This window comes from Arthrobacter sp. H-02-3 (genome assembly GCF_003097355.1).
Taxonomy (GTDB): domain Bacteria; phylum Actinomycetota; class Actinomycetes; order Actinomycetales; family Micrococcaceae; genus Arthrobacter; species Arthrobacter humicola.
This window is the reverse complement of the sequence record NZ_PYUI01000020.1, coordinates 34,235-54,911: the sequence shown is the minus strand read 5'-3', so window position 1 is coordinate 54,911 and position 20,677 is coordinate 34,235. Positions and strand designations below refer to the sequence as shown.

Genomic DNA, 20,677 nt, shown 5'->3' with positions numbered 1-20,677 from the left:
CGAGAAAGTAGCACCCAATGACCACTCACCCTGGAAAAATCGCAGCCGTCACCGGTGCCGCATCCGGCAACGGCCTGGCAATCGCCGAGAAGCTGCTCAAGGAGGGGGCCACGGTTGTAGCCCTTGACCGGGACGAAGCCGCCCTTGAGCGTCTCGTGGCACAACACCCGGAAATGGTTCCCGTCCTCATGGACGTCGCCAACGAAGAGTCCGTCCGCGCCGGCATGGCCGAGATCGACGCCAAATTCGGACGACTCGACACTCTCGTCAACAACGCAGGCATCGTTAAGGGAAGCAACTTTGACGATCTCAGCGTGGCGGAATGGGATCAGGTCTTCGCCGTCAACTCCACCGGTCCGTTCCTGGTGAGTCAGGCAGCACGGCCGCTCCTGGAGCAAGGAGCCGCAGCCCGCGGCGACGATTCCACCAGCGCCATCGTCAACATCACCTCAGTTGAAGCACACATCGTCATCGCCAGCAGCGGTCACCCGCAGGTTCACTACAACGCCTCCAAGGGTGCCCTGCTCATGCTGACGAAGGCGCTGGCCATTGAATGCGCCAGCACCAAAATCCGGGTGAACGCCGTCGCCCCCGGTTTCATCGAAACCCCCTTCACGAAGGCCGTCCTGGAGAATCCAGAAGCAGTGAAGTTCCTTCTGGACCGCACTCCGCTGGGACGCATCGGCCGTCCGAGCGACGTGGCCAACGCGGTAGCGTTCCTGGCCAGTGACGAAGCCAGCTGGGTAACGGGCACGACCATTCACGTCGACGGCGGCTGGCTGGTGTACTGACCATGGGCTCACCACTCATTGCGATCTCAGCGGCCCGGCAAACCGTCGACACAGCTTTCGGCCCGATGCCCTCGACGGTCCAGAACGTGGCCTACGCCAACGGCGTGCTGGCAGCGGGCGGACGCCCTGCAATCCTTCCCTCAACAGCCGACATCCCCGAAGACCTTCTTGAAGGCTTTGACGGCCTGCTCCTGACCGGCGGAGGGGATATCGATCCCCGACTCTACGGCGAAGACCCGATCGAGACTGTTTACGACGTCTGCGAGATCCGGGACGACTTCGAGATCGAACTCTACAACCAGGCCCTGCTCCGCGGGATGCCCATCCTCGCAACCTGCCGGGGCATGCAGCTCATCAACGTCATCCGCGGAGGCAACCTGATCCAGGAAGTCAGCCCAAACAGGGGGCACTGGCAGGACGGACCCTCGCATGAACCGTGGCACAGTGTGCAGCTCGAACCGGGTTCCGAACTGGCACGAATCGCCAACCAGGCCTCAATCCCCGTCAACAGTTACCACCATCAGGGGCTGGGAAGGATCGGGAAAGGCCTTCGCGTCGTAGGCCGCGAAGGCGACGTTGTTGAAGCCATCGAGGCCGATGACGCCAACCTGATCGGCGTTCAGTGGCATCCCGAGCACATGTTTGAAATTCATGCCGCCCAAAAGGCCCTCTTCGTAGATCTCGTGGAGAAGGCCAACGCGCACGCACAGTCACAACAACCACGTCAGGAGCAATTCCTATGAGCACAGAAGCTGAGCGCGGGATCGCCGACAACAAGCCAGACTTCGACTTCCACGGCCGCGCACTCGACAACATCTTTGACGAATACGAAGAGATTCTCGCCAAGCGTCCTGTCGGGCACAGCGAAAAGTACGGCGGCTTTTGGTACATCGCCAAGAGTGAAGACATCTTCAACGCCGAGCAGGACCCCGACACCTTTGCGGTCGGCCCCTCGATGATTCTTCCCTCCTTTGGCACCGATGTCCCGCTGATTCCGATCGACATCGACCCGCCGGCCCATTCCGATTTCCGCAAGATTCTGCTGCCGATGTTCACACCGATGAACATCAAGAAACTCGAACCAGGAATGAAGGAAACGGCCCGGCAGCTCGCTGAAGAAGTCCTCTCCAGCGGAGAGGTCGTCGACGTTTCGGCCAAGCTGGCCCGGCCGATGCCCACCATCATTTTCAGCCGCTTGGCGGGCTACCCCGAAGAAGACTGGCCAATCTTCGACCGCTGGATCGACGAAATCATCTACGAACGGACCGCCAAACCCGAGACGGCGTACGCGGCAGGTCGGGAACTCAACGACTACTTCGACCGTCTCCTTGACGAGCGGGAGAAGGCAGGACCGGATGCAGCTAAAGATGACCTCATCGCCCAACTTATGAAAGCAGAGGTCAAGGGCCGGAAACTCACGCGGGAGGAACTGCTCTCGTACTGCTATCTGCTCTTCCTGGCAGGACTGGACACAACCGCCTGGGCAATTCGGTCAGCTCTTTGGTACCTGGCGGGCAACCAGAAGGCGCAGCAACAGCTCCGCGAAAACCCGGACATGATTCCGGGCGCGGCCGAGGAATTCCTCCGCACGCTCTCGCCGGTCCAGGCCATGGCACGCACCGTCAAGACTGACACGGTCGTGCAGGGCCAAGAGCTCAAGGCAGGCGAACGCGTTGTCCTGGTCTTCGGCGCCGGCAACCGTGACCCCGAGGTCTACGAAGAACCCAATGAGATCAAGATCGACCGGGAAAACAACCGTCACCTTGCTTTCGGCGGTGGCATCCACCGTTGCCTCGGCTCAAACCTCGGCCGTGCCGAAATGGTGATCGCCATGGAGGAATTTCTGAAGGCTGTCCCGCACTTCGAACGAGCGAACGACGCCGAACCGTGGCACGGCGTTGGACCTCTGACTCTCAAGATTGGAGCTTGATTACCGTGGGAGAAATTTACGTTGACGGTGCCCGTTGCCAAGGGCACGCACGCTGCTGGGCGCTGGCGCCCGAAACCTTCGAAATTGACGAAGAAGGCTACGGCAAGGTGATTCCCGGCCGTGAGAACAGCGGCGACGAACTCAACGTCCGCAAGGCAATCCGAAACTGCCCTGAACGCGCCATCCTGGAACGCTCGGACGACGAGGCCCCCGCCAAGAACGAAGAGGTCGCGACATCGTGAATGGATCGCCCAGCCGCGTAGCCATCGTCGGCGCTTCGGTGGCGTCAGCCATGCTGATCGAGCGAAGCCTGGAGCTTGGCTTTTCGGGCGAATTTGTTGTCATCGACTCCGACCCCAATGCCCCCTACGACCGGCCTCCGCTGTCGAAACAGTTCCTCCTCGGAACGGGACCCGTGGAGCGAGCCGACTGGTGGCCCGAATCGGTCACCATCATCAACGCCAAAGCCATTGGGCTGGTGACCGCCCAGCGGACGGTCCTCCTGGACCGGCTGGGTGAGATTCAAGCTGATGCTGTGGTCATTGCCACCGGGGCAGGTTCAATACGGCTGCCCAACGAACCAGCAGGGGTTCTCAGCCTGAGGACCGCCGAGGACGCCCTGGCGATTCGAGCCGCGGTTGATGCAGGTGCCAAGAGCGCGGTGATTATTGGCGCGGGGACCATCGGGTCGGAACTGGCCTCGACGCTTGCTCAGCGCGGGCTCCGCGTGACGGTAGTAGATTTGGCTCAGAAACCGATGCAGCGCTTCTTCTCTGGACACTTGGGGGAGGAAGCGACGGCTTGGATGCACCAGGCTGGCGTCGTGACTCACCTTGGAGTGGCCGTGGAATCGATCTCAAGAAACGCAGAGAACTGGACCGTTCGCGTGAGCGGCGAAGACCTTCAAGCGGATCTGGTCATCAGCGCTGTGGGGGCACGTCCCAATACCGAGTGGCTGAGCTACAGCGGCCTGGACATCGCCAACGGCATCCGCTGCAACGCGCACGGTAAGGCCTTCCTGGCCAATGGTGACGTTGCCGAGGAAATCTATGCCATCGGTGACGTGTCTTCCCGGCAGGCTGAAGACGGTTCGTTCTCCCGGTTCGAGAGCTGGACCCAGGCGCAACGGCATGGGGCGGCCTTGGCCGAATACTTCGCGGGGTTTGAATCCACCGAACTGGAACAGGCGCCCTACGGCTGGACTGAGCAGTTTGGCCGCATGATCCAGGTACACGGCACCCTGCCGCCACAGGGTGAACTGGTCCAGGTTTATGCTGCAGACGACCGAAATGCCGCCCTCTACCGGGTCGGCCCCTCGGATGAGGACCCTGCCTGGATCGGAGTCAACGCACCCCGACACTTCAGTCGCGCCTCCATGGGTCTGAGTCTGCTGAGCTGAAGAACCGTGAACACCCCTTCTGAATCTGTCACTCCTTCACAAGATCGCGTCGTGATGCAGGCTGACCACGCCCGTAAGCTCCAAATTGCGGAGCTCCGGGCAGATACATTGTCTGAACTCACACAGTTGATGATCGAAGGTCAGGATCCACTCGCATTGGCGCAACGCGCCGTCGATCTGGTGGCGAGAGCAACGGATTCAGGAGGGGTGTTTGTCTACCTTTGGGATGAGCAGGAACAAGTCCTGGTCCTGAGCGTGGGTACCGCTGGCGTGCAAAGCCAGCAGGTCGGGAGAGTAACTCTTCGTCTCGGCGAGGGAGTCACCGGCTGGGCAGCCCTGACTAGGCAGTCGGTTGTCCTCAACAGAGACATCCAGAACGATCCCCGGTTCATAACCATTCCGGAACTGCAGGAAGAAGAATTCAATTCAATGCTCGTGGTGCCGATAGTGGCACCACAGGGGACACTTCTCGGTGTTTTCAGCCTGTGGTCCTATCAGGAGGACACGTTCACCTGGGAGTCCAAGCTCATCGCGGAAGAAGTCGGAAGGCTGCTGGCCAGCGGTCTGCTACAGGCTGAGATGGTTGAGGATTTGCGCCGCCAATCCGCAGCGGCGCATTTTCTCGTCCAATTTCCCATTAACTCCGCAACATCAGTTCTCCACTGCGCCCAGGTGGCCGCGCAGTCAATTCTGAAGCACATGAACTCCCGGGGCTGCGTTATCGAGTACTTCGGCCGGGGTCCAGCCACCTCACCTCCGACGGCTGTGGCGATGGACATGGGTGGAGAGGCGAGCAGCCTCGTCCGAACCACGCATTCACGCTCGGCAACTTCAGAGTTCATCGAATCGAATTTCGCAGGGCATGAACGAATCTCCGTCTCATTCGGCCTGACGTCCACGCGGGGAATCGTTACTTGCTACCGGCAACGGCGCTACTCAGCACGGGAGCTGGACCGACTCAGTGCGATCTGCTCCCAACTGGCGGCCCTGTTTGAGGCCGTGGAACTCGAGTCCGTTGGTTCGTCCCACGCTTCCCGCCTGCTACGAAGCGTTGGCACCAGCACATTTGCCCGTATTCTGGCGGAGTCGGGTTGGACCCAAGGGCGGACTCTGCCAGTGCTGGTTCGGGTCAAGCGTCTGAAATTTGACTCAGATGCCGTCTCCCGGCGCATCACACCCTATCTCCAGGAGCTGGCGGGAACACGGTCACTGGTGTTCACCGAAGGTGCACTGAGTCTGCTCTTCATCGACCTTCCTGCCGGCGGGTCCGCAGACATCCATGCCCGATTGGAAAAGACACTTGTGGAACTGGATGAACAGCGCGGCGTATCCGCCTTGGCCGGAATTGGCCCCGTAGCTCCAGACGCCATCTCGCTGCAGTCAGCCCTTTCAGATGCAGAGACGGCACTGGCGTGGACAGAGTTGACGGCGCCGGCATCACGGCGCCGCGTAACAGCCTTCGGGCAGATTGAGCATCTTCGTGATCTTCCGCTTGTGGGGGAGGGGATGTCGGCGGACATTAAGGACGTGCTGACCGAGCTGCAATTGCTGATGCAGCACGACACGGAAAACGGCACCCAACTGGCCGAAACGGTTGCGATGCTGCTATCCAATAAGGGGTCCATCGCTGACACCGTGAGCAAGCTCCACATCCACCGAAACACGCTTCGCCAGCGCCTGCAGCGCGTTGAACAGCTCATTGGACATTCATTCGAGGAATCAGGGGACTGGCTGCCGACCGGGATTGCAGCCCGCTTGGCCATGCGGCAAGCCCACATGAACGGCACGTAACCTACATTGCAAGCTGGTCATAGATGATGGTTCCGAACAACCATCGGTTGCAAACAATTCAACGGAGACTGGTATGGCTTGGCGATCCTTCCTCGGCCAGGCATTCATATACCAGACCGGGAGGGATCAGCGAGCTGCATTCGACCGTGTATGCTCCCGGCCCGTACCAAGTAACCAGCACACCGCCTGGCTGGTTCTCTTGGCGTGTTTCAGTCCGCACCCGAGCCACCGCTTCACCCAGCGTGTCTTGGGTTGAGAGCCGCCTCCCCAAGGCTCCAGAGAACCGCATTGCGAAAGTTGCGTTTGTCATGGGGCTAGCCGAGCCTGAGGGCATCCGGGGCCGCCGCTTCGCCCGCTTCCCATTTGTAGGCGATCCAGGCTTCGAAACCTTCGGATCTCTCGAAAAGCCGACGAGGTTCCGTGCCCTCCACATCGAGCCACAGGATTTGATCGTCGGGCGTGACGGCATCGACCCGTCCGTGTCGGACTACGTCGCCGTCACGTTTAATGATGACATTCTGACCGAGGAGGGGCTGCCATTCTTGTTGCCGATGAAATGCCATTCTCAGCTGACTTCCTGACTAAGAGAGCGGATGTCCTCCCCCTCCTGGATAGAGGGGGAGGACGGAAGTGGATCAGACAGCGACTAGGTCCCGCCACGTCGCCAGTTCAAGCCCGTGAGCATCGCTTACGGACTTGTTTGTCACCCTGCCAGCCGCCACGTTAAGGCCTGCTGCCAAGGCCTGATCCCGTTCGAGTGCTTCGCGTACTCCAAGGTTGGCAAGAGAGACAGCATAGGGGAGCGTGACGTTTGTCAGGGCGTAGGTAGAGGTGCTGGGAACGGCGCCAGGCATGTTCGCCACGCAGTAGAACAAGCTGTTGTGCACCGAGAAGGTAGGAGCTTCATGAGTCGTTGGCCGGGTGTCCTCGAAGCAGCCGCCTTGGTCCACAGCAATGTCGACCAAAACGCTACCCGCCTTCATCCGGGAGACCAGCTGGTTGCTGACCAGTTTTGGCGCCTTCGCACCCGGGATGAGCACGGAACCAATGACCAGGTCTGCCTCGACGACGGAGCGCTCGATCTCGTAAGCGTTGGACGCAACAGTCTTCAACCGGCCAGCGTACTGGGCATCAAGCTCACGCAGCCGTGCGACGTTGATGTCCAGGATCGTGACGTCGGCGCCGAGGCCCGTGGCCATGGCGGCCGCATTGGTCCCGGCGACGCCGGCGCCGAGAACCGTTACCTTCGCCGGGCGTACGCCGGGAACGCCGCCCAGCAGGACTCCCCGGCCACCCGCAGGGGCCATGAGGCAGTTCGCCCCTACCGTCACAGCAAGCCGGCCAGCAACCTCGCTCATGGGGGCCAGCAGGGGAAGGAAGCGCCCGGACTGCACGGTTTCGTACGCAATCGCCGTAACACCCGACGAGACGAGGGCCTCGGTCAAAGCCGGTTCGGCAGCCAAATGGAGGTAGGTGAAAAGGGTCAGGCCTTCCCTGAAATGGCGGTACTCGGAGGCGACAGGTTCCTTGACCTTGAGAACCATGTCAGCGCGGGCCCAAAGCTCGTCGGCGTCCTGAACGATTTCCGCGCCGGAGAGAACGTATTCCTGGTCGGCGATGCCAGAACCAGCTCCAGCTCCGCTTTCCACGAGTACCTCATGGCCATTGGCCCTGAGCTCGTGAACGCCCGCGGCCGTGATCGCGACGCGAAATTCATTGTTCTTGATTTCCTTGGGGACGGAAATTATCATGTCTATCCTTTTTTAATGAGTTTGATTTTGATGGGGAATAGAATGGTAGAAAATGTGGACCCCGGAATGGCATCCGCAGAAACTAAGGGAGCCGGACTACCTAGTAGATTGCCGTTATCAGAAGTCAGAACTCAGCCAGCCACAGTGAGTGCTGGAGCTCTTACCGTCAATGGTGACAGGGTTTCTCCGGCGCGGTAGGAATCTCCAAAAGTAGCTACTCCTGCGTCTGCTAATTTAGTCACTACGCTGTCCCACATTGTGACGCCATCCTCCGTCAGCCCTGCTGGTAGATCCAGCTCAGCGAGCCGCAACCATTCCCTGCCTTGCTCTGGCTCAATGGACAGGCAAGCAGAATCGGGGGTGACCTCAATCCTTGGGTGGCGGAGCAACACGGACATGAAGCCGTGGTGGGCGAAGAAACGTGCCTCGCCGCCAAAATGCAGTACGAAGCTAGTACTGCCGGACTGTTCCAAGTGTTTGAATGGGAAATAGAACTGCCGAGTGCTTGTAACGGCGGCTCCGTCACTCAAGATTATGCGGCCGTCATTCATCGCCTTGACGTAATTGACGAAGCTGTCCTTCACAGCCCACGCCATACCAAGATCTGCTCTTTCAATTGTCACTCCAGACATCCGGGTCCCTCCATCATTGATAACTTGTGCCGATTTTCGGAAAGTCCGTTGAGCATGGATGCTAAATCAATTGCCGAGTTGCCATCGCTCGTAGATGATTTCCGCGAACCGTCGGCCGAGGGCAGTCGCGGACGCTGTTACGCCCTCCTCAAAGCGTTCGAAGTCAGACAGCCCTGCATGACTTCTGCGCTTCGTTTCGGGGGTTTCCCCGCCGAACGAACTTGTCCATTGGCGGTAGCTCGGGAGCGTAACTTCGGGGTGGAATTGCACTCCCCACGCGAAATCGCCAATGCGGAATGCTTGATGGGGATAGGTGTCGGAGTCACCGAGCCAAATCGCACCAGGGGGTAGCTCTCTGATCATGTCGCTATGCATGGCCCCAGCCAGGAACGGATCGGGCATAGACGCGAATAGCTCATCCTGCTCTGCTTCGGGGCGCAGGCGTACTTCAACGACACCGGTCTCGAGTCCGTGGTTGCCAGTGACAACCGCACCGCCGAACGTCTGACTGAGGAGTTGGCCGCCCAGACAAATTCCCAGCGTCGGGCGTGACAGTTCGACGGCTTGCTGCAGGAGCTTCCGTGTCGTGTGCAACCAGGGATATTCGTCGTCATCTGAGGCGCTCATGTTTCCGCCGAGCACTACGAGTCCGTCTTCCACGAGCTGCTCGGGAATCGATTCCGCGGCGAAGGGACGGACTACCCGAAGGTTAAGGCCAGCCTCCAAGAATGTCTCTGCGAACCTGTCCAACGGTCCGGCAGGATCAGGTTGCACTACCAAGAGACTAGGCCGCCGACAGTTCTGCATTGGTCTATCTTTGCCCCACCAACGACGATCGCAACGTGCCTCAGGCACAGCGAACATGCCCTGTATGTGCCTGGCGCCCACAGGCCAACGAGAGGCCATAGTCGGCAGCGCCTGCCCTCCAAATCAAGATGCAGCTGGGCGCGGGACCGCCGGGCCAAGGGCAATGACGCAATACTGCTAGTTGATACCTCAACTAATTTGGTTTACGTAATCACGGCTATCGGCCTCTCGTGACCGACTCACAGACTCCGGGAATGACTGACTTCCAGCCCTACTAGCCCGGCGCGTGAATCAGATGTGTGCCGACACCTATCCCCACACATCTCCCGCTTCTTCGTGCGGGGGACCGGGGCATCTCTTGCCATGCGCCGTTAGTGCGATTAACGGGCTATGTTGTCATCGAACTCAAGACGGGCAAGTTCCAGCCCGATTATGCCGGCAATCTCGACTTCTATGTGGCGCTCGTCGATGACGCGCACCTGGAGCCAAACCATGCACCCGGCAGGCTGGTTCCCGGATACACGACTCCAGGGTTAGCTGTTGAGATGCGAAGGGAACCGTTGTCCGAAGCAGGACGCGAGCAACAGTGCGCCTGCGTGCACGCCACCGAAGACTTAGAGTCCGAGGTCCTCCAGAAACTCCGCCTAAAACGCACACGCCGATCCTGAAGAAGCAAGGCCCCTTTCTGCTGAGCAAAGCCACCAGCCCCGGGCCCGTTCCGGCGTTCACCTCTCGCAATGGGCCCGCGGTGGCAGGGCACGCCCAAACGTGTCGGTGTCCTCGACACGAAACGCCCGGTTGGCGACTGCGGAACCGCCCGTGACGTGGTGGCGGGATTCGAACCCGCGTAAGCGGATTTGCAGACCGCTCCCTCGCCTCTCGGGCACACCACGTTCCATCAGGGTAGCCAGGGCGCCTGGCGAAGATCCAGATCGTGGAGAAGTCGTACCTCATGCGACGAAGGATGACGCCGGTAAGGTTCCTGGTCAACATTCCGCGATGTGCCAGCTGGGCGGGCGCAATGTGGGCCCGTGAGTGTCCCCCTTCCGATACGGCACGGGACATGGACGGACCTGCCCCGATGGATGCTTCTTCGCCCCCACTATCCCCCGTAGGACACGGGTGACAAGAAAGGGTTCTTGAATGGCGTGGGCCCACGCCCGGTGAATGGCGCCCGCCGATCGGGACGCTTCGTGGCATCACCTCGACGAAGTAGCCACGGTCCTGCGTTCCCGCTGTTTTTCTTACGGATTGCTTCGGGCGGTGACGCAGCGTGTCGCAACGCGACCGGGCGTTTCGTCCGGGGTTGGGAAGCCACGATGCAGGTGATTAATTGAGCTGCATAAGCTTCGAAAGGAACCCACCATGACGGAACATTCTGACCTCAGCCCCAAGAAACTTCGCAACATTCTCGGACACTTCGCCACCGGGTTGACGGTAGTTACCGCTTCAACGAAGCACGGACCGGCAGGGTTCACCTGCCAGTCCTTCTCGTCCCTGTCGCTGGAACCGGCCCTGGTCACCTTCAGCCCCTCGCGGACCTCCAGCACCTGGCCCCTCCTCCGGGAAGCGGCCCGGTTCACGGTCAACATCCTGCCGGCAGAACACCAGCATCTGGCGGCTCAGTTTGCGCGCTCGGGCGCGGACAAATTCGCCGGAGTCATCCATTCGCCGTCGCCACTTGGAAACCCCGTCCTCGACCAGGCTCTGGCCTGGGTGGATTGCGAACTTCACCAGGAGTACGACGGCGGCGACCATACTATTGTTGTGGGAGCCGTCCGGGCCCTGAGCGCCCGCGCCGGCGCAGAGCCCCTGCTCTTCTACAAGGGCGAGTATGTGGGCGTCCGGTCCCGGGCCGGCGCCCTGGAGAGCGTGGCATGACAACGCTGAAGTCAACGTCCCGACGCCGGAGACTGCCAGAATCCCAGGCAGGAGATACCGCACTATCCTGTGTTCCGGCCGAAGACTGGACCGCTATGACGGTGGGCAGCATCGTGAAGGTGGGGATCCCGGGACATCCAACGTACGTCGGCCGCGTGGATGCGAAGACACCCGATTCGGGAATGGTGTGGGTGATCAGCGGGGCCGGTCAAGGACGCCAAATGCTCGGCCGCCGCGAGGGTGTCCGCCTGAAGACATCCGGGGGCACACCGTGAGCGCGCTCTGGCCATTTGCTGCCTTCTGTGTCCTGCTGACGGCCGGTGCCACGTGGGCCGCCTGGCCGTTGGTGGCACCCGCTACGCCTGCCCAGGAGAGAATTTCCGAGCCCGAGACCGCCAGCCAATTCTCTTCAGGGGCCGCAGCGCACGCGCAGACCAGTACCGGCCTCTACTCCTATCTCTTCCCCTAAGGTGGGCGGCCCGCTCCAGTCGCTGACTGACGTGATCGAGGCAAACTTCGGCGAGGAACTGGCGTCGTTTCGTACGCGGTTGGGTGCCCTCGCCCATCAGGACATTGGCACGGAAGGAGTCGACGGCGCCGTTACCGCGATGATTCCCATGGCATCGGTGGTCAGCCCGGAGGTCAGTGTGGAAGTGGTGGGGTTTACGCAGAACCCGCAACGGGACCATTCCACGTTCGTCGTGTCCGTGGCCCTGCACTTGATTCCTCGGCGTCGACCCAGAACCGTCTATTGGGATGAAGCCGACGCGTGGGCACTGGCCCTGGCAGGAACCCAGTGGGCAGGGGTGGAACGGTGGGGCACCCGCGAGATCGCCGATGGACAAGCGACCACCTATGTCTTTTCAGACTGAGATCACCCGGCGCCTCCGCGAGTCAAGTCCTCGATTCGGTGTGAAACGCAAAGCCGGAACAAGCCAGCTCAGCCCGGACCGGTGGCGGAACCCTTCTCTCTGTTGAACTATTCGAGGATCCAGCCGTCAACGGCGTGAGGCCAGGTTGAGCACGGCGTTTTCGATGCGTTGCCGGCCCGGCCGATGGCGAGGCTGAGGCTCAGACGGATGAGCGAGCCGTGGGAGATGACCACTACACGGCCGCCGTGGAACTCCCCGGCCAAGGATTCCAGCGAGGCCAACCCGGGGCGGGCTGCCCCATGCTCGCTTTCTGCGCCCCGGAAACCACCGGGGATGCGCAGCGCGTCCAGTTCAGGGCCGGACTGCCAGCCATCCGCGGGTCCGAAGCTTCGCTCGGTATAGTTCCGGTACGCGGAGTGCCGCGCTGAGTCCCAGCCCAGCCGCGATCAGGTCGGCGGTTTCCGCTGCGCGGCTCAGCCGAGAGGACACGATCGCATCCCACTTGTAGCTGGACCGGCCGGCGACGGCGTCGGGCGCCTGGCCGCGCACTTGTAGGATCTGCGGGTCGTCCTTGAAGAATTCGGCGCCGCCGTGGGAGAAAATGCGCGGTCCGTCAACGAGGACGATCCGCCGGTCCGTGTTTTCAGCAGGATGAGACTGTGCACCACCAACGGCCCGCGCTGGAGGAGCTTTTGCCCAGGCTAACGGCACTCGGGGCCAGCACACGGCCCTGATCTTGAAGTACACGAAGGGGGTGGCGCCCTACTCACAACCCTGCAAGGAAAACCTACCTGTCGCGAAACGCCGACTGAGAAGCGTGATAGCGGCGCGTTGCCGGTAGTGCTATCTCCCTCTTGACCTTGCAGGGCCGGCCGAAAGGAGGGACGAGTTGCGAACCATGACGAACCGATGCCCTCTGTTGCCTCCAGTTGCGCCCTGCAATGACTGTTTTCGACACGCTGCGTCGTGGTTAGTCACCGGGATTAGCGCGCCGCAACGCAAAGTGCAGGGAGTCCTGAGCATTTGTACTGTCGGTACTCATCACAGCTGGACAACCGGTGCCGGCTGCTGGAGGCACAGGAGCATGGGTCATGTCGGATCTTCGTACATCAATCGAGAGCGGAAGGCCGCCGCGGAAGAAATGGCCCTGGCTGGCCGTCGGTGCGGCAGCGGTCGTGGCGCTTGGAATCACGTGGGGAGTGTCAGCGTCGGCCGTGCCGTCGACAAGCGCCGCCACCGACGGGACACCCGTCCGGGGCGGCACTTTGGAGTTCGGACTGCTGGACTACCAGCGCAGTCCCGACACCCAGTGGGGCACGAACTACGCCGAGTCGATCATCGGCAACAACGTGACGGACAAGCTGACCTGGCAGGACCCCAAAACCGGCGACATCACCCCGTGGCTCGCCAAGTCCTGGGAGACCAACGCCGAACTCACCGAGTTCACGTTCCACCTCCGCGACGACGTGACCTTCAGCGACGGTTCACCGTTCAACGCCGCCGCGGTCAAGGCGAACTTCGACCAGTACGTGCACGGCGACAAGGCCCTGAACATCTCACCCAACGGCGCCACGCTGCTGCCCGGCTACATTGAGACGCTCACCCCTGACAAGTTCACGGCCGTGGTGCGGTTCGACAGGCCCAGCGCCAGCTTCCTGCAGGCCTCTTCGTTCACGGCCAACGCCCAGCCGGGTTTCCTGTCGCTGGCCACGCTCGCCAAGAGCGCGGAACAGCGCACCGACCCCAAGAACGTGATCGGCACCGGCCCGTTCGTCTACGAGTCCTGGCAGCCCCAGGTCAAGACCGTCCTGGTCAAACGCGCGGGCTACAACTGGTCCCCTCCGGCACTGAAGCACACCGGTGAGGCCTATCTGGACAAGATCGTCTTCAACACCATCCCGGAGGCGAGCGTCCGCACCGGGTCACTGAAGTCGGGAACCATCGACGCCACACTGGACGTCGGCACCACCGATGAGCAGCCGCTAAAAGATGCCGGATTCGAGATCATCTCCCGTCAGGTTTCAGGTACGGCCATCTTCTTCAACCTCAACGCCTCGATCTTCCCCACGAACGACATCGCCGTCCGCAAGGCCATCCAGCTCGGCTGGAACCGCGAGACCATCGAGAAAACCGTGCTCACGCCGTCCTACTCGATCGCAACGTCGGTACTCGCTCCCTCCGTCCAGGGCTACGCCGACTACAGCGGCTCGGTTCTGAAGTACGACCAGCAGGCGGCCGCAAAGATCCTGGACGATGCCGGCTGGGTACCCGGACCCGACGGCATTCGGGTCAAGGATGGCCAGCGCCTCACCGTCAAACTGCTGGGCATCAACAACCTGGTGGTCAACAAGCCGGCCTACGAGTCCATCCAGCAGGACCTGAAAAAGATCGGCATCGACCTGCAACTCACCGTGGTCCCGATCCCGGACTACTCCGCAAACGTGGCCAAGGCCCAGACGGAGTGGAACGTGGTCGCCGCCAACCGCTCACGCAACGATCCCGGCGTCCTGAACCTCCAGTACAGCCCGAAGCTGGGGAACGGAAGCTACCTCACCAAGGACTTCCCCGGCTACGACGAGATCACCACGAAGCTTGGCGCCCTTGAACTCACCCTCGACCCCGCCAAGAGGGCTCAGGCCGCCAAAGCCGCCCAGGATGTGCTGCTGGAGAAGTATGCGCTGGTCAGCCCCGTATACAACCCGTCGCAGGTCATCGCTCACGCCAAGTACGTGGACGGCATCATCTTCGACGCCCAGTCCAGGAACCACTTCGTCAACACCTGGAAGACAAAGTGACGGCCCCCTTGCCCCGGCCCGGCGGCCAGATTCACATCAATGTGAACATCCTCAACGCCGGAGTCTTCGGAGGCTCCTGGCGGGTACCGGAGAACGATCCGCTCTCCGCCTACACCGTCGAGCACTATATGGACATCGCTAAGAAGGCAGAGGCGGCCAAGCTCGACGCCGTCTTCCTCGCCGACGGCCCGGTCATCGAAAAGGATCTCGAGTACAGGCCGGGCAACAGCTTCGAGCCCAGCGTCCTGCTGGCCAGGATTGCCGCGGAGACCAGCCACATCGGACTTATCGGCACGTTCTCCTCCAGCTACAACGGCCCCGGTGAGCTGGCCTCCCGCCTGGCATCCCTGGACACCCTGAGCGGCGGCCGATTCGGCTGGAACGTGGTCACGACGGCCGGGGCGGCTGCCGCGGCCAACTTCGGCCTGGCCGGCGAACCCGACCATGCCGGCCGCTACGTCCGCGCCAGCGAGGTGACATCGCAAGTGGTTCGGGCCTGGGCCGGTGCCGGAGAAACCGGTGCCCTCCCGGCGACGCCGCAGGGCCGCCCGGTGGTCGTGCAGGCAGGTGCATCGAAGGCAGGCATCCGGTTCGCCGGAGAGCATGCGGAAGTCATCTTCACCGCGGCGCAGACCCTCGGTGAGGCCCTCGACTTCCGCCGGGCCATCGACGGACAAGCCGCGGCATTCGGACGGCGTCCGGAGGAGATCGCCATCCTGCCGGGGCTATCCACCGTCATCGGCAGTACCGAGGCCGAGGCGCAGGAACGCCGCCGGCTGCTCGCCGGGCTGGTGCCGCTGCCGTACGCGATCGGCCGACTGGGCGGGCAGCTCGGCGTCGACCTGAAAGACGTGGACCTGGACGCGCCGGTCCGTCGTGGGGGACTCCCCGAACCGGAAGCCGCGGCGGGGTCGCAGACGTTCTATCGGATGGTGCTGGGGATCATCGAGCGGGACAAACCCACCTACCGGCAGTTGCTGCACACACTGGGTGGCGGTGCCGGCCACCGCATTGTGGTGGGAACTCCCGAGCAGATCGCGGACGACATCGAACGATGGCACCGGGCCGGGGCGGCTGACGGCTTCAATGTTATGCCGGATGCACTGCCCAGCGGGTTCGACCAGTTCGTGGACCACGTCATCCCCGAACTGCAGCGACGCGGTCTCTTCCGCGAGGAGTATGAAGGCCACACTCTTCGCGGGCACCTGAACCTGCCCGTCCAGCCGGCCGTGCGCCGCGAACCGCCGGTGCATGCCGGCGCCGGACATTCAGGAGGAGCAGCATGACCACCGCGCCGCAGCTCATCGTTGAGTTTCCCGGCGTCGAGGTTTCAGACCCCGAAGCCGCAAGGACTGTGCTATCGGCCGCCCGGGATGCCGCCGCGGTGACCGCGGCCCGGTCAGTGCCGCTCCTCCTGCCGGAAACGGTTGACGGCGGCGGGCCGGGTCTGGACCCCAGCATCCTCGCCGGAATCCTCACTGCGGACCTTCGCGGTCCCCATATCGCGGGAACTGTCGCCAGGCCTGCCGACGCTCGGCCGTGGCTGATCGCCACGGCGAGCACGTCGAGGAACGCGCCGTTCAACCTGGCGCGCCGGATCCAGTCGCTGAACCGGATCACCGGCGGCCAGGTAGGCCTGTTCCTCCGTGCCGACGGCCTTGACCCCGTCACCTCGGGAGCCTCCGCAGGTCTTGCAGCAGCGGTCGGCGATCGGTCCAGGCTCCTTAAGGAGTACGTTGCGGTCCTCCGGCGGCTGTGGGTGAGCTTCCCCGAGGAGGCTCTGATTGGCGACCGGGAGGCAGGCAGGTTCGCGGACCCGCGAAGCCTTGTCCCGGCGTCGTTCGCTGGCGAGTTCTACTCGGTTGCAGGAGCCCTGAATGTGCCGCTGCCGTCCGCGCACCGCACGTTGCTGCTCGCCGACGCCGTTACCGCCGCACTGGGGGGACCCGTGGACGGAATCATCGGCCCGGACTCGACCACTCCGGATAGCGGGGCGGTGCCGGTCTACCGCACCGTGACCTGGATCCCGGCCGCATCCCGGAGCCAGGCCCTGGATGCACTCGAACGCCAGCATGGCAGCCTGCCACGCTCTGTTATCAACGGGGGAGTACCCGCGGCCACCGGCGAGTCCGGTGTGGTCGTTGCGGGAACGGCCGACGATGCTGCCCAGGTTCTGCGCGACGGTTTGCCGGCACACTCGTTCCTCCGTGTCCGGACCGGCGCCGTCCACTTCACCGCCTTGCTCGACGCACTCCTTGATGAGCTGCCGGAACTACACGAAAGCAGGGATCAGCAGGCCCATGCCAGATAACACGCTCACCTACATTGACCATACGTTCGGTTTTACCACCGAACAGGTGCACGCTGGCCATCGGGGAGACCCGGGGCATGGTGCCAGCATCGCCCCGCTGTACCTCAGCGCCGGCTTTGTCTTCGACGACTTCGATCACGCCCAGGCACGCTTTGCCGGGGCGGACCCGGGCTACGTCTACTCACGGATCAACAACCCCACCAACGCGGCCGTGGAGCAGGTCCTCGCCGCACTGGACCACGGCGTCGGCGCTACCCTGGTCGGAAGCGGGCAGGCAGCCGTCAGCACTGGACTGCTCGGCGTGCTCAAGTCCGGCGACCACGTGCTAAGCGCCCCCAGCATCTACGAGGGCACCAGGGCGCTGTTCCGCGGCAACTTCAGCAGGTTCGGCATCGAGGTGGAGTTCGTGGAACGGCCCAACGACCCCCATGACTGGCACAGCCGCGTCCGCCCCAACACCCGGCTGTTCTACGGCGAGGCCATCCCCAACCCGAAGAACGACCTGATCGACATCGAGGCGATCGCCGACGCCGCCCACGCCAACAACGTCCCCTTCGCCATTGACAGCACCTTGGCCACGCCCTACCTGCTGCGGCCCATCGATTACGGCGCGGACATTGTGCTCCACTCGACCAGCAAATTCCTTGCCGGGCACGGAAACTCGATCGGCGGGGTGGTCGTGGACGCCGGCCGGTTCGACTGGGCCGCGCACCCTGACAGGTACCCCCACCTGCACGAGCCGATCCATGCGGGAACAGCAGACCGGACAACCTGGATCGACAAGTTCGGGGCAAAAGCCAACTTCGCCTTCACCCGGGCCGTGGTGGCCGGCCGCCTCGGCCCCAGCCTGTCGCCGTTCAACGCATTCCTTCTCCAACAGGGGATCGAAACCCTCTCGCTCCGCCTGGACCGGCATTCCCGCAACGCCTTGGCCGTGGCCATCTGGCTGGAGCAACAGCCCGAAGTGTCCAGCGTGGATTACCCGGGGCTGCAGTCCAACCCGTACCACTCCCTGGCCCGGAAATACCTGCCCGCCGGTCAAGGCTCAGTGTTCGCCTTCACCCTGGCCGGCGGACTGAACGCCGCCCGGACTTTCTACGACGCGGTAGAGGTGTTTACCCGGATGACGCACGTAGGCGACGTCCGCTCGCTTATCCTGCACCCGCCTACCACTACACACTCGAAGCTCAGCCAGTCCGAGCGGGATCTGGCCGGCATCCAGCCGGGCCTGATTCGGCTGTCCGTGGGGATCGAGGATGCAGATGACCTCATCGCCGACCTCAACAGGGGATTCCGCGTTCTTCGCGGCGAAAATCCGCCAACCCTGCGCGAGCGCGGAGGAGCCGCCGCCCCGACCCAGGCGGACGGGCTATGAGCGTGGCTGAGCGGACGACGCCGGGCCAGGAGCCGGTGCCGGCGGCTCGACCTGTGTCCACCGCGTCGATCCGGGCTGCCATCGTGCCGATCCTTGACAGGTTGCGCGACACTTCTGCCCAGCGCGACGCGGAACGGACGCATCCGTTCGCGGAAATCCGCAGCCTCGCTGAGGCCGGCATCCTACGCTACCGCGTCCCGCGCGAGGACGGCGGAGCGGGAGCAACCGTCCGCGAACTCACTGAGCTCGTGGTGGATATCGCCGCCGCGGATTCCAACGTGGCCCAGGCACTGCGCCCCGGCTTCCTTGTCGCCGACGGTCTGGCCACCGGCACGCTGACCGGCGCAAAACGGGAGCGCACGCTGGCCCGGGTCCTCGCCGGAGACCTGTTCGCAGGCACCCGCAACGAAGCCGCGGGGAAGCCCGGACAGATCTCCACCCGACTCACCCGCGACAGCTCCGGCCTCCGGGTCACCGGCGAAAAGTTCTACAGCACCGGTGGCCTGCACGCCCGCTGGTTCTCCGGCAACGCTGTGGACGACGACGGCGGGGTGGTCACCTTCACGGTGCCCACGGACGGCGCAGGAGTGGACCTGATCGACGATTTCGACGCCGTCGGGCAGCGACTCACCGCCAGCGGCACAACCCGTCTGGACGGCGTCCTGGTGGACCCCGATGAGGTGGATGCGTCGACCGCACAGACCCAGCATCCGCACGGCTCGCTGGCCCACCTCATCCTGGCCGCCGCCCTCGCGGGGATCGCCGAGGCTGCACAGCACGACGCCGTCCGCCTGGTCCGCGCGGTCACACGCCCGATCAAGCATTCCACCGCTGCCCGCAGCGCCGAGGATCCCTACGTCCGCCTCGCGGTGGGCCGGATTGCCACCGCTGCGTTCACCGCACGGGCACAGGTGGCCAGCGCCGCCGAGCAGCTAGACGCTTACTGGGCCGAGCCGGGGGAACCGCTCGGGGTGCGGGCCACCATCGCCGTCGCGGAAGCCTACGTGGGCGCCGGCGAGCAGGCCCTCGCGGCTGGCGAACTGCTGTTCGACGTCGGCGGCGGAACACTCACGCGCCGCAAATACAACCTTGACAGGCACTGGCGCAACGCCCGGACTGTGGCCAACCACAACCCGCGCGGCTGGAAATCAGCCGCCGTGGGCGGCTGGCTGGTCGCCGACGAGCCGCCGCCCGCGAACGGCCTGTTCTGAACCCGGTTGCCTGCCGCAGCCACCAAAAACCTGAGGAGAACAAATGACTGAAGCATCCACACCGCGGACGGCCGATTACGGCTACCTTGGCCGCAGCGGCGTCCTGGTAAGCCGGCTCACGCTGGGCACCATGAACTTCGGCGGCCCCACCGAACGCCCCGAGTCACTGGAAATCATCCGCGCAGCCCTGGACGCGGGCATCAACACGATCGACACTGCTGACGCCTACAACCAGGGACGCAGCGAGGAGATCGTAGGTGAGGCCATCGCCGGCCGGCGCAGCGACATTGTGCTAGCCACCAAGTTCCACGGCCAGATCGGCGAGAACCCGCTGCACGCCGGCAACTCGCGGCGCTGGATCTTTGAAGCCGTTGAAGGCAGCCTGCGGCGCTTGGGCACCGACTACATCGACCTCTATCAGGCGCACCGGCCCGATCCGCACACGGACCTCCTCGAAACCATCACAGCCCTGGACGACCTCGTCCGACAGGGCAAAATCCGCTACTACGGCACCAGTACCTTCAGCGCGGACCAAGTGGTAGAGGCACAACTGCTCGCACAACGGCACAACCTCACCCCGCCGCTGACCGAACAGGTTCCGTACTCGGCGCTGATTCGGCTAGTGGAACGCACCACGCTGCCGGTGGCCCGCAAGTACGGGCTGGGCGTCTTGAGCTACGGGCCCCTCGCGGCCGGCTGGTTGAACGGCGCCTACCGGGCCGGCCATCCGCAGCCCGGCTCCGTGCGGGCCGCCCGCGTCTGGGAAGGCCGGTTCGACGTCGGCGCGCCCGAGAACGCCCTGAAGTTCGCAGCTGCAGAGCAGCTGGGACAGATTGCGGACGCCGCCGGGATCAGTGTCCCGGACCTCGCACTGGCCTTCGCCCTTAACCACCCGGGCATCGCATCGGTGATCATTGGCCCACGCACCCGCGAGCACCTGGACGCCTACCTCAAGTCCGCGGCGACCATCCTCAGCGATGCGGTCTTGGACCAGATCGACCGTGCCGTGGCTCCCGGAACCACGTTCCTGGAGCGCGACAACGGCCGGACCCCCCGCGAACTGACTCCCGCTGCCCTGCGCCGCAGCCGGTAACGCCGGCCGAACTGTCGCCATTGGCCTTCAATTTCCTA

The 20,677-nt window shown here is 63.3% G+C and carries 18 protein-coding genes, 1 tRNA gene and 2 pseudogenes; 16 read left to right on the top strand and 5 right to left on the bottom strand.

Going from position 1 to position 20,677, the window contains the following annotated elements:
* Positions 1 to 17: 17 nt before the first annotated feature.
* From C9424_RS16885 to C9424_RS21480, 7 genes are all read left to right on the top strand, one after another.
* Entirely contained in the window at positions 18 to 791 is a 774-nt protein-coding gene (locus tag C9424_RS16885; RefSeq protein WP_116768048.1) for an SDR family NAD(P)-dependent oxidoreductase, read from the top strand.
* Between the two features lie 2 nt (positions 792 to 793).
* The gene (locus C9424_RS16880) at positions 794 to 1,534 is read left to right on the top strand and encodes a gamma-glutamyl-gamma-aminobutyrate hydrolase family protein (protein WP_116768047.1); all 741 of its coding nucleotides are present in this window, start codon (positions 794 to 796) and stop codon (positions 1,532 to 1,534) included.
* Positions 1,531 to 2,721: a cytochrome P450 gene (locus tag C9424_RS16875; protein WP_116768046.1), complete on the top strand. Its 1,191-nt coding sequence runs from the start codon at positions 1,531 to 1,533 to the stop codon at positions 2,719 to 2,721. The genes C9424_RS16880 and C9424_RS16875 overlap by 4 nt, the downstream gene beginning before the upstream one ends.
* Before the next feature lie 5 nt (positions 2,722 to 2,726).
* Positions 2,727 to 2,963, top strand: a complete 237-nt coding sequence (locus C9424_RS16870) for a ferredoxin (protein ID WP_116768045.1) — start codon at positions 2,727 to 2,729, stop codon at positions 2,961 to 2,963.
* The gene (locus tag C9424_RS16865) at positions 2,960 to 4,120 is read left to right on the top strand and encodes an NAD(P)/FAD-dependent oxidoreductase (RefSeq protein WP_272914158.1); all 1,161 of its coding nucleotides are present in this window, start codon (positions 2,960 to 2,962) and stop codon (positions 4,118 to 4,120) included. Before C9424_RS16870 ends, C9424_RS16865 begins: the two co-directional genes overlap by 4 nt.
* A gap of 54 nt (positions 4,121 to 4,174) precedes the next feature.
* Positions 4,175 to 5,911, top strand: coding sequence for a helix-turn-helix domain-containing protein (locus C9424_RS16860; protein WP_116768044.1), 1,737 nt, complete (start codon positions 4,175 to 4,177; stop codon positions 5,909 to 5,911).
* Positions 5,912 to 6,219: 308 nt separating this feature from the next.
* Positions 6,220 to 6,492, top strand: a complete 273-nt coding sequence (locus C9424_RS21480) for a hypothetical protein (RefSeq protein WP_161958244.1) — start codon at positions 6,220 to 6,222, stop codon at positions 6,490 to 6,492.
* 54 nt (positions 6,493 to 6,546) lie between these two features.
* On the opposite strand, the gene ald is transcribed toward C9424_RS21480, so the two are convergent.
* From ald to C9424_RS16840, 3 genes are all read right to left on the bottom strand, one after another.
* The gene (ald, locus tag C9424_RS16850; protein ID WP_116768042.1) at positions 6,547 to 7,662 is read right to left on the bottom strand and encodes an alanine dehydrogenase; all 1,116 of its coding nucleotides are present in this window, start codon (positions 7,660 to 7,662) and stop codon (positions 6,547 to 6,549) included.
* Between the two features lie 131 nt (positions 7,663 to 7,793).
* Positions 7,794 to 8,294, bottom strand: a complete 501-nt coding sequence (locus C9424_RS16845; protein WP_116768041.1) for an HtaA domain-containing protein — start codon at positions 8,292 to 8,294, stop codon at positions 7,794 to 7,796.
* Positions 8,295 to 8,360: 66 nt separating this feature from the next.
* Positions 8,361 to 9,101 (bottom strand): type 1 glutamine amidotransferase, encoded by a 741-nt coding sequence (locus C9424_RS16840; protein WP_237563522.1) that lies wholly within the window; start codon positions 9,099 to 9,101, stop codon positions 8,361 to 8,363.
* 389 nt (positions 9,102 to 9,490) lie between these two features.
* Here C9424_RS16840 and C9424_RS22240 point away from each other — a divergent pair.
* A pseudogene (locus C9424_RS22240) lies at positions 9,491 to 9,595 on the top strand (PDDEXK nuclease domain-containing protein); the annotation flags it as partial.
* 328 nt (positions 9,596 to 9,923) lie between these two features.
* On the opposite strand, the gene C9424_RS16830 reads toward C9424_RS22240, so the two are convergent.
* Positions 9,924 to 9,994: transfer RNA gene (locus tag C9424_RS16830), tRNA-Cys, on the bottom strand.
* Positions 9,995 to 10,466: 472 nt separating this feature from the next.
* Between C9424_RS16830 and C9424_RS16825 the strand changes: the two genes are divergently transcribed.
* Both C9424_RS16825 and C9424_RS16810 read left to right on the top strand, forming a co-directional pair.
* Positions 10,467 to 10,982 (top strand): flavin reductase family protein, encoded by a 516-nt coding sequence (locus C9424_RS16825; protein ID WP_116768039.1) that lies wholly within the window; start codon positions 10,467 to 10,469, stop codon positions 10,980 to 10,982.
* 500 nt (positions 10,983 to 11,482) lie between these two features.
* On the top strand, positions 11,483 to 11,854 hold the full coding sequence (locus tag C9424_RS16810; RefSeq protein WP_133247530.1) for a hypothetical protein: 372 nt from the start codon (positions 11,483 to 11,485) through the stop codon (positions 11,852 to 11,854).
* A 107-nt stretch (positions 11,855 to 11,961) separates the two neighbouring features.
* Here C9424_RS16810 and C9424_RS22235 read toward each other — a convergent pair.
* Positions 11,962 to 12,400, bottom strand: a pseudogene (locus C9424_RS22235) (histidine phosphatase family protein); the annotation flags it as partial.
* Between the two features lie 545 nt (positions 12,401 to 12,945).
* On the opposite strand from C9424_RS22235, the gene C9424_RS16800 reads away from it, so the two are divergent.
* From C9424_RS16800 to C9424_RS16775, 6 genes are read left to right on the top strand one after another with little or no spacing between them, the layout of a single operon-like run.
* A complete protein-coding gene (locus C9424_RS16800; protein WP_116768035.1) occupies positions 12,946 to 14,649 on the top strand; it encodes an ABC transporter substrate-binding protein in 1,704 nt (567 codons plus the stop codon).
* On the top strand, positions 14,646 to 15,935 hold the full coding sequence (locus C9424_RS16795; protein ID WP_237563521.1) for an LLM class flavin-dependent oxidoreductase: 1,290 nt from the start codon (positions 14,646 to 14,648) through the stop codon (positions 15,933 to 15,935). The genes C9424_RS16800 and C9424_RS16795 overlap by 4 nt, the downstream gene beginning before the upstream one ends.
* On the top strand, positions 15,932 to 16,960 hold the full coding sequence (locus tag C9424_RS16790; protein ID WP_116768034.1) for an LLM class flavin-dependent oxidoreductase: 1,029 nt from the start codon (positions 15,932 to 15,934) through the stop codon (positions 16,958 to 16,960). The genes C9424_RS16795 and C9424_RS16790 overlap by 4 nt, the downstream gene beginning before the upstream one ends.
* Positions 16,950 to 18,335: an O-acetylhomoserine aminocarboxypropyltransferase/cysteine synthase family protein gene (locus C9424_RS16785; protein ID WP_116768033.1), complete on the top strand. Its 1,386-nt coding sequence runs from the start codon at positions 16,950 to 16,952 to the stop codon at positions 18,333 to 18,335. Before C9424_RS16790 ends, C9424_RS16785 begins: the two co-directional genes overlap by 11 nt.
* Positions 18,332 to 19,546, top strand: coding sequence for an acyl-CoA dehydrogenase family protein (locus C9424_RS16780; RefSeq protein ID WP_116768032.1), 1,215 nt, complete (start codon positions 18,332 to 18,334; stop codon positions 19,544 to 19,546). Before C9424_RS16785 ends, C9424_RS16780 begins: the two co-directional genes overlap by 4 nt.
* A gap of 43 nt (positions 19,547 to 19,589) precedes the next feature.
* Complete coding sequence (locus C9424_RS16775; protein WP_116768031.1) at positions 19,590 to 20,639, top strand: aldo/keto reductase; 1,050 nt, start codon at positions 19,590 to 19,592, stop codon at positions 20,637 to 20,639.
* The last annotated feature ends 38 nt before the right edge of the window (positions 20,640 to 20,677 follow it).

Excerpts from the sequence above, each read along its gene's own strand:
- C9424_RS21480 (WP_161958244.1), top strand. The coding sequence starts at position 6,220 with ATGGGGCTAGCCGAGCCTGAGGGCATCCGGGGCCGCCGCTTCGCCCGC.
- C9424_RS16880 (WP_116768047.1), top strand. The coding sequence starts at position 794 with ATGGGCTCACCACTCATTGCGATCTCAGCGGCCCGGCAAACCGTCGAC.
- ald (WP_116768042.1), bottom strand. The coding sequence starts at position 7,662 with ATGATAATTTCCGTCCCCAAGGAAATCAAGAACAATGAATTTCGCGTC.
- C9424_RS16885 (WP_116768048.1), top strand. The coding sequence starts at position 18 with ATGACCACTCACCCTGGAAAAATCGCAGCCGTCACCGGTGCCGCATCC.
- C9424_RS16790 (WP_116768034.1), top strand. The coding sequence starts at position 15,932 with ATGACCACCGCGCCGCAGCTCATCGTTGAGTTTCCCGGCGTCGAGGTT.
- C9424_RS16875 (WP_116768046.1), top strand. The coding sequence starts at position 1,531 with ATGAGCACAGAAGCTGAGCGCGGGATCGCCGACAACAAGCCAGACTTC.
- C9424_RS16840 (WP_237563522.1), bottom strand. The coding sequence starts at position 9,101 with ATGCAGAACTGTCGGCGGCCTAGTCTCTTGGTAGTGCAACCTGATCCT.
- C9424_RS16785 (WP_116768033.1), top strand. The coding sequence starts at position 16,950 with ATGCCAGATAACACGCTCACCTACATTGACCATACGTTCGGTTTTACC.
- C9424_RS16775 (WP_116768031.1), top strand. The coding sequence starts at position 19,590 with ATGACTGAAGCATCCACACCGCGGACGGCCGATTACGGCTACCTTGGC.
- C9424_RS16825 (WP_116768039.1), top strand. The coding sequence starts at position 10,467 with ATGACGGAACATTCTGACCTCAGCCCCAAGAAACTTCGCAACATTCTC.
- C9424_RS16780 (WP_116768032.1), top strand. The coding sequence starts at position 18,332 with ATGAGCGTGGCTGAGCGGACGACGCCGGGCCAGGAGCCGGTGCCGGCG.
- C9424_RS16800 (WP_116768035.1), top strand. The coding sequence starts at position 12,946 with ATGTCGGATCTTCGTACATCAATCGAGAGCGGAAGGCCGCCGCGGAAG.
- C9424_RS16845 (WP_116768041.1), bottom strand. The coding sequence starts at position 8,294 with ATGTCTGGAGTGACAATTGAAAGAGCAGATCTTGGTATGGCGTGGGCT.
- C9424_RS16860 (WP_116768044.1), top strand. The coding sequence starts at position 4,175 with ATGCAGGCTGACCACGCCCGTAAGCTCCAAATTGCGGAGCTCCGGGCA.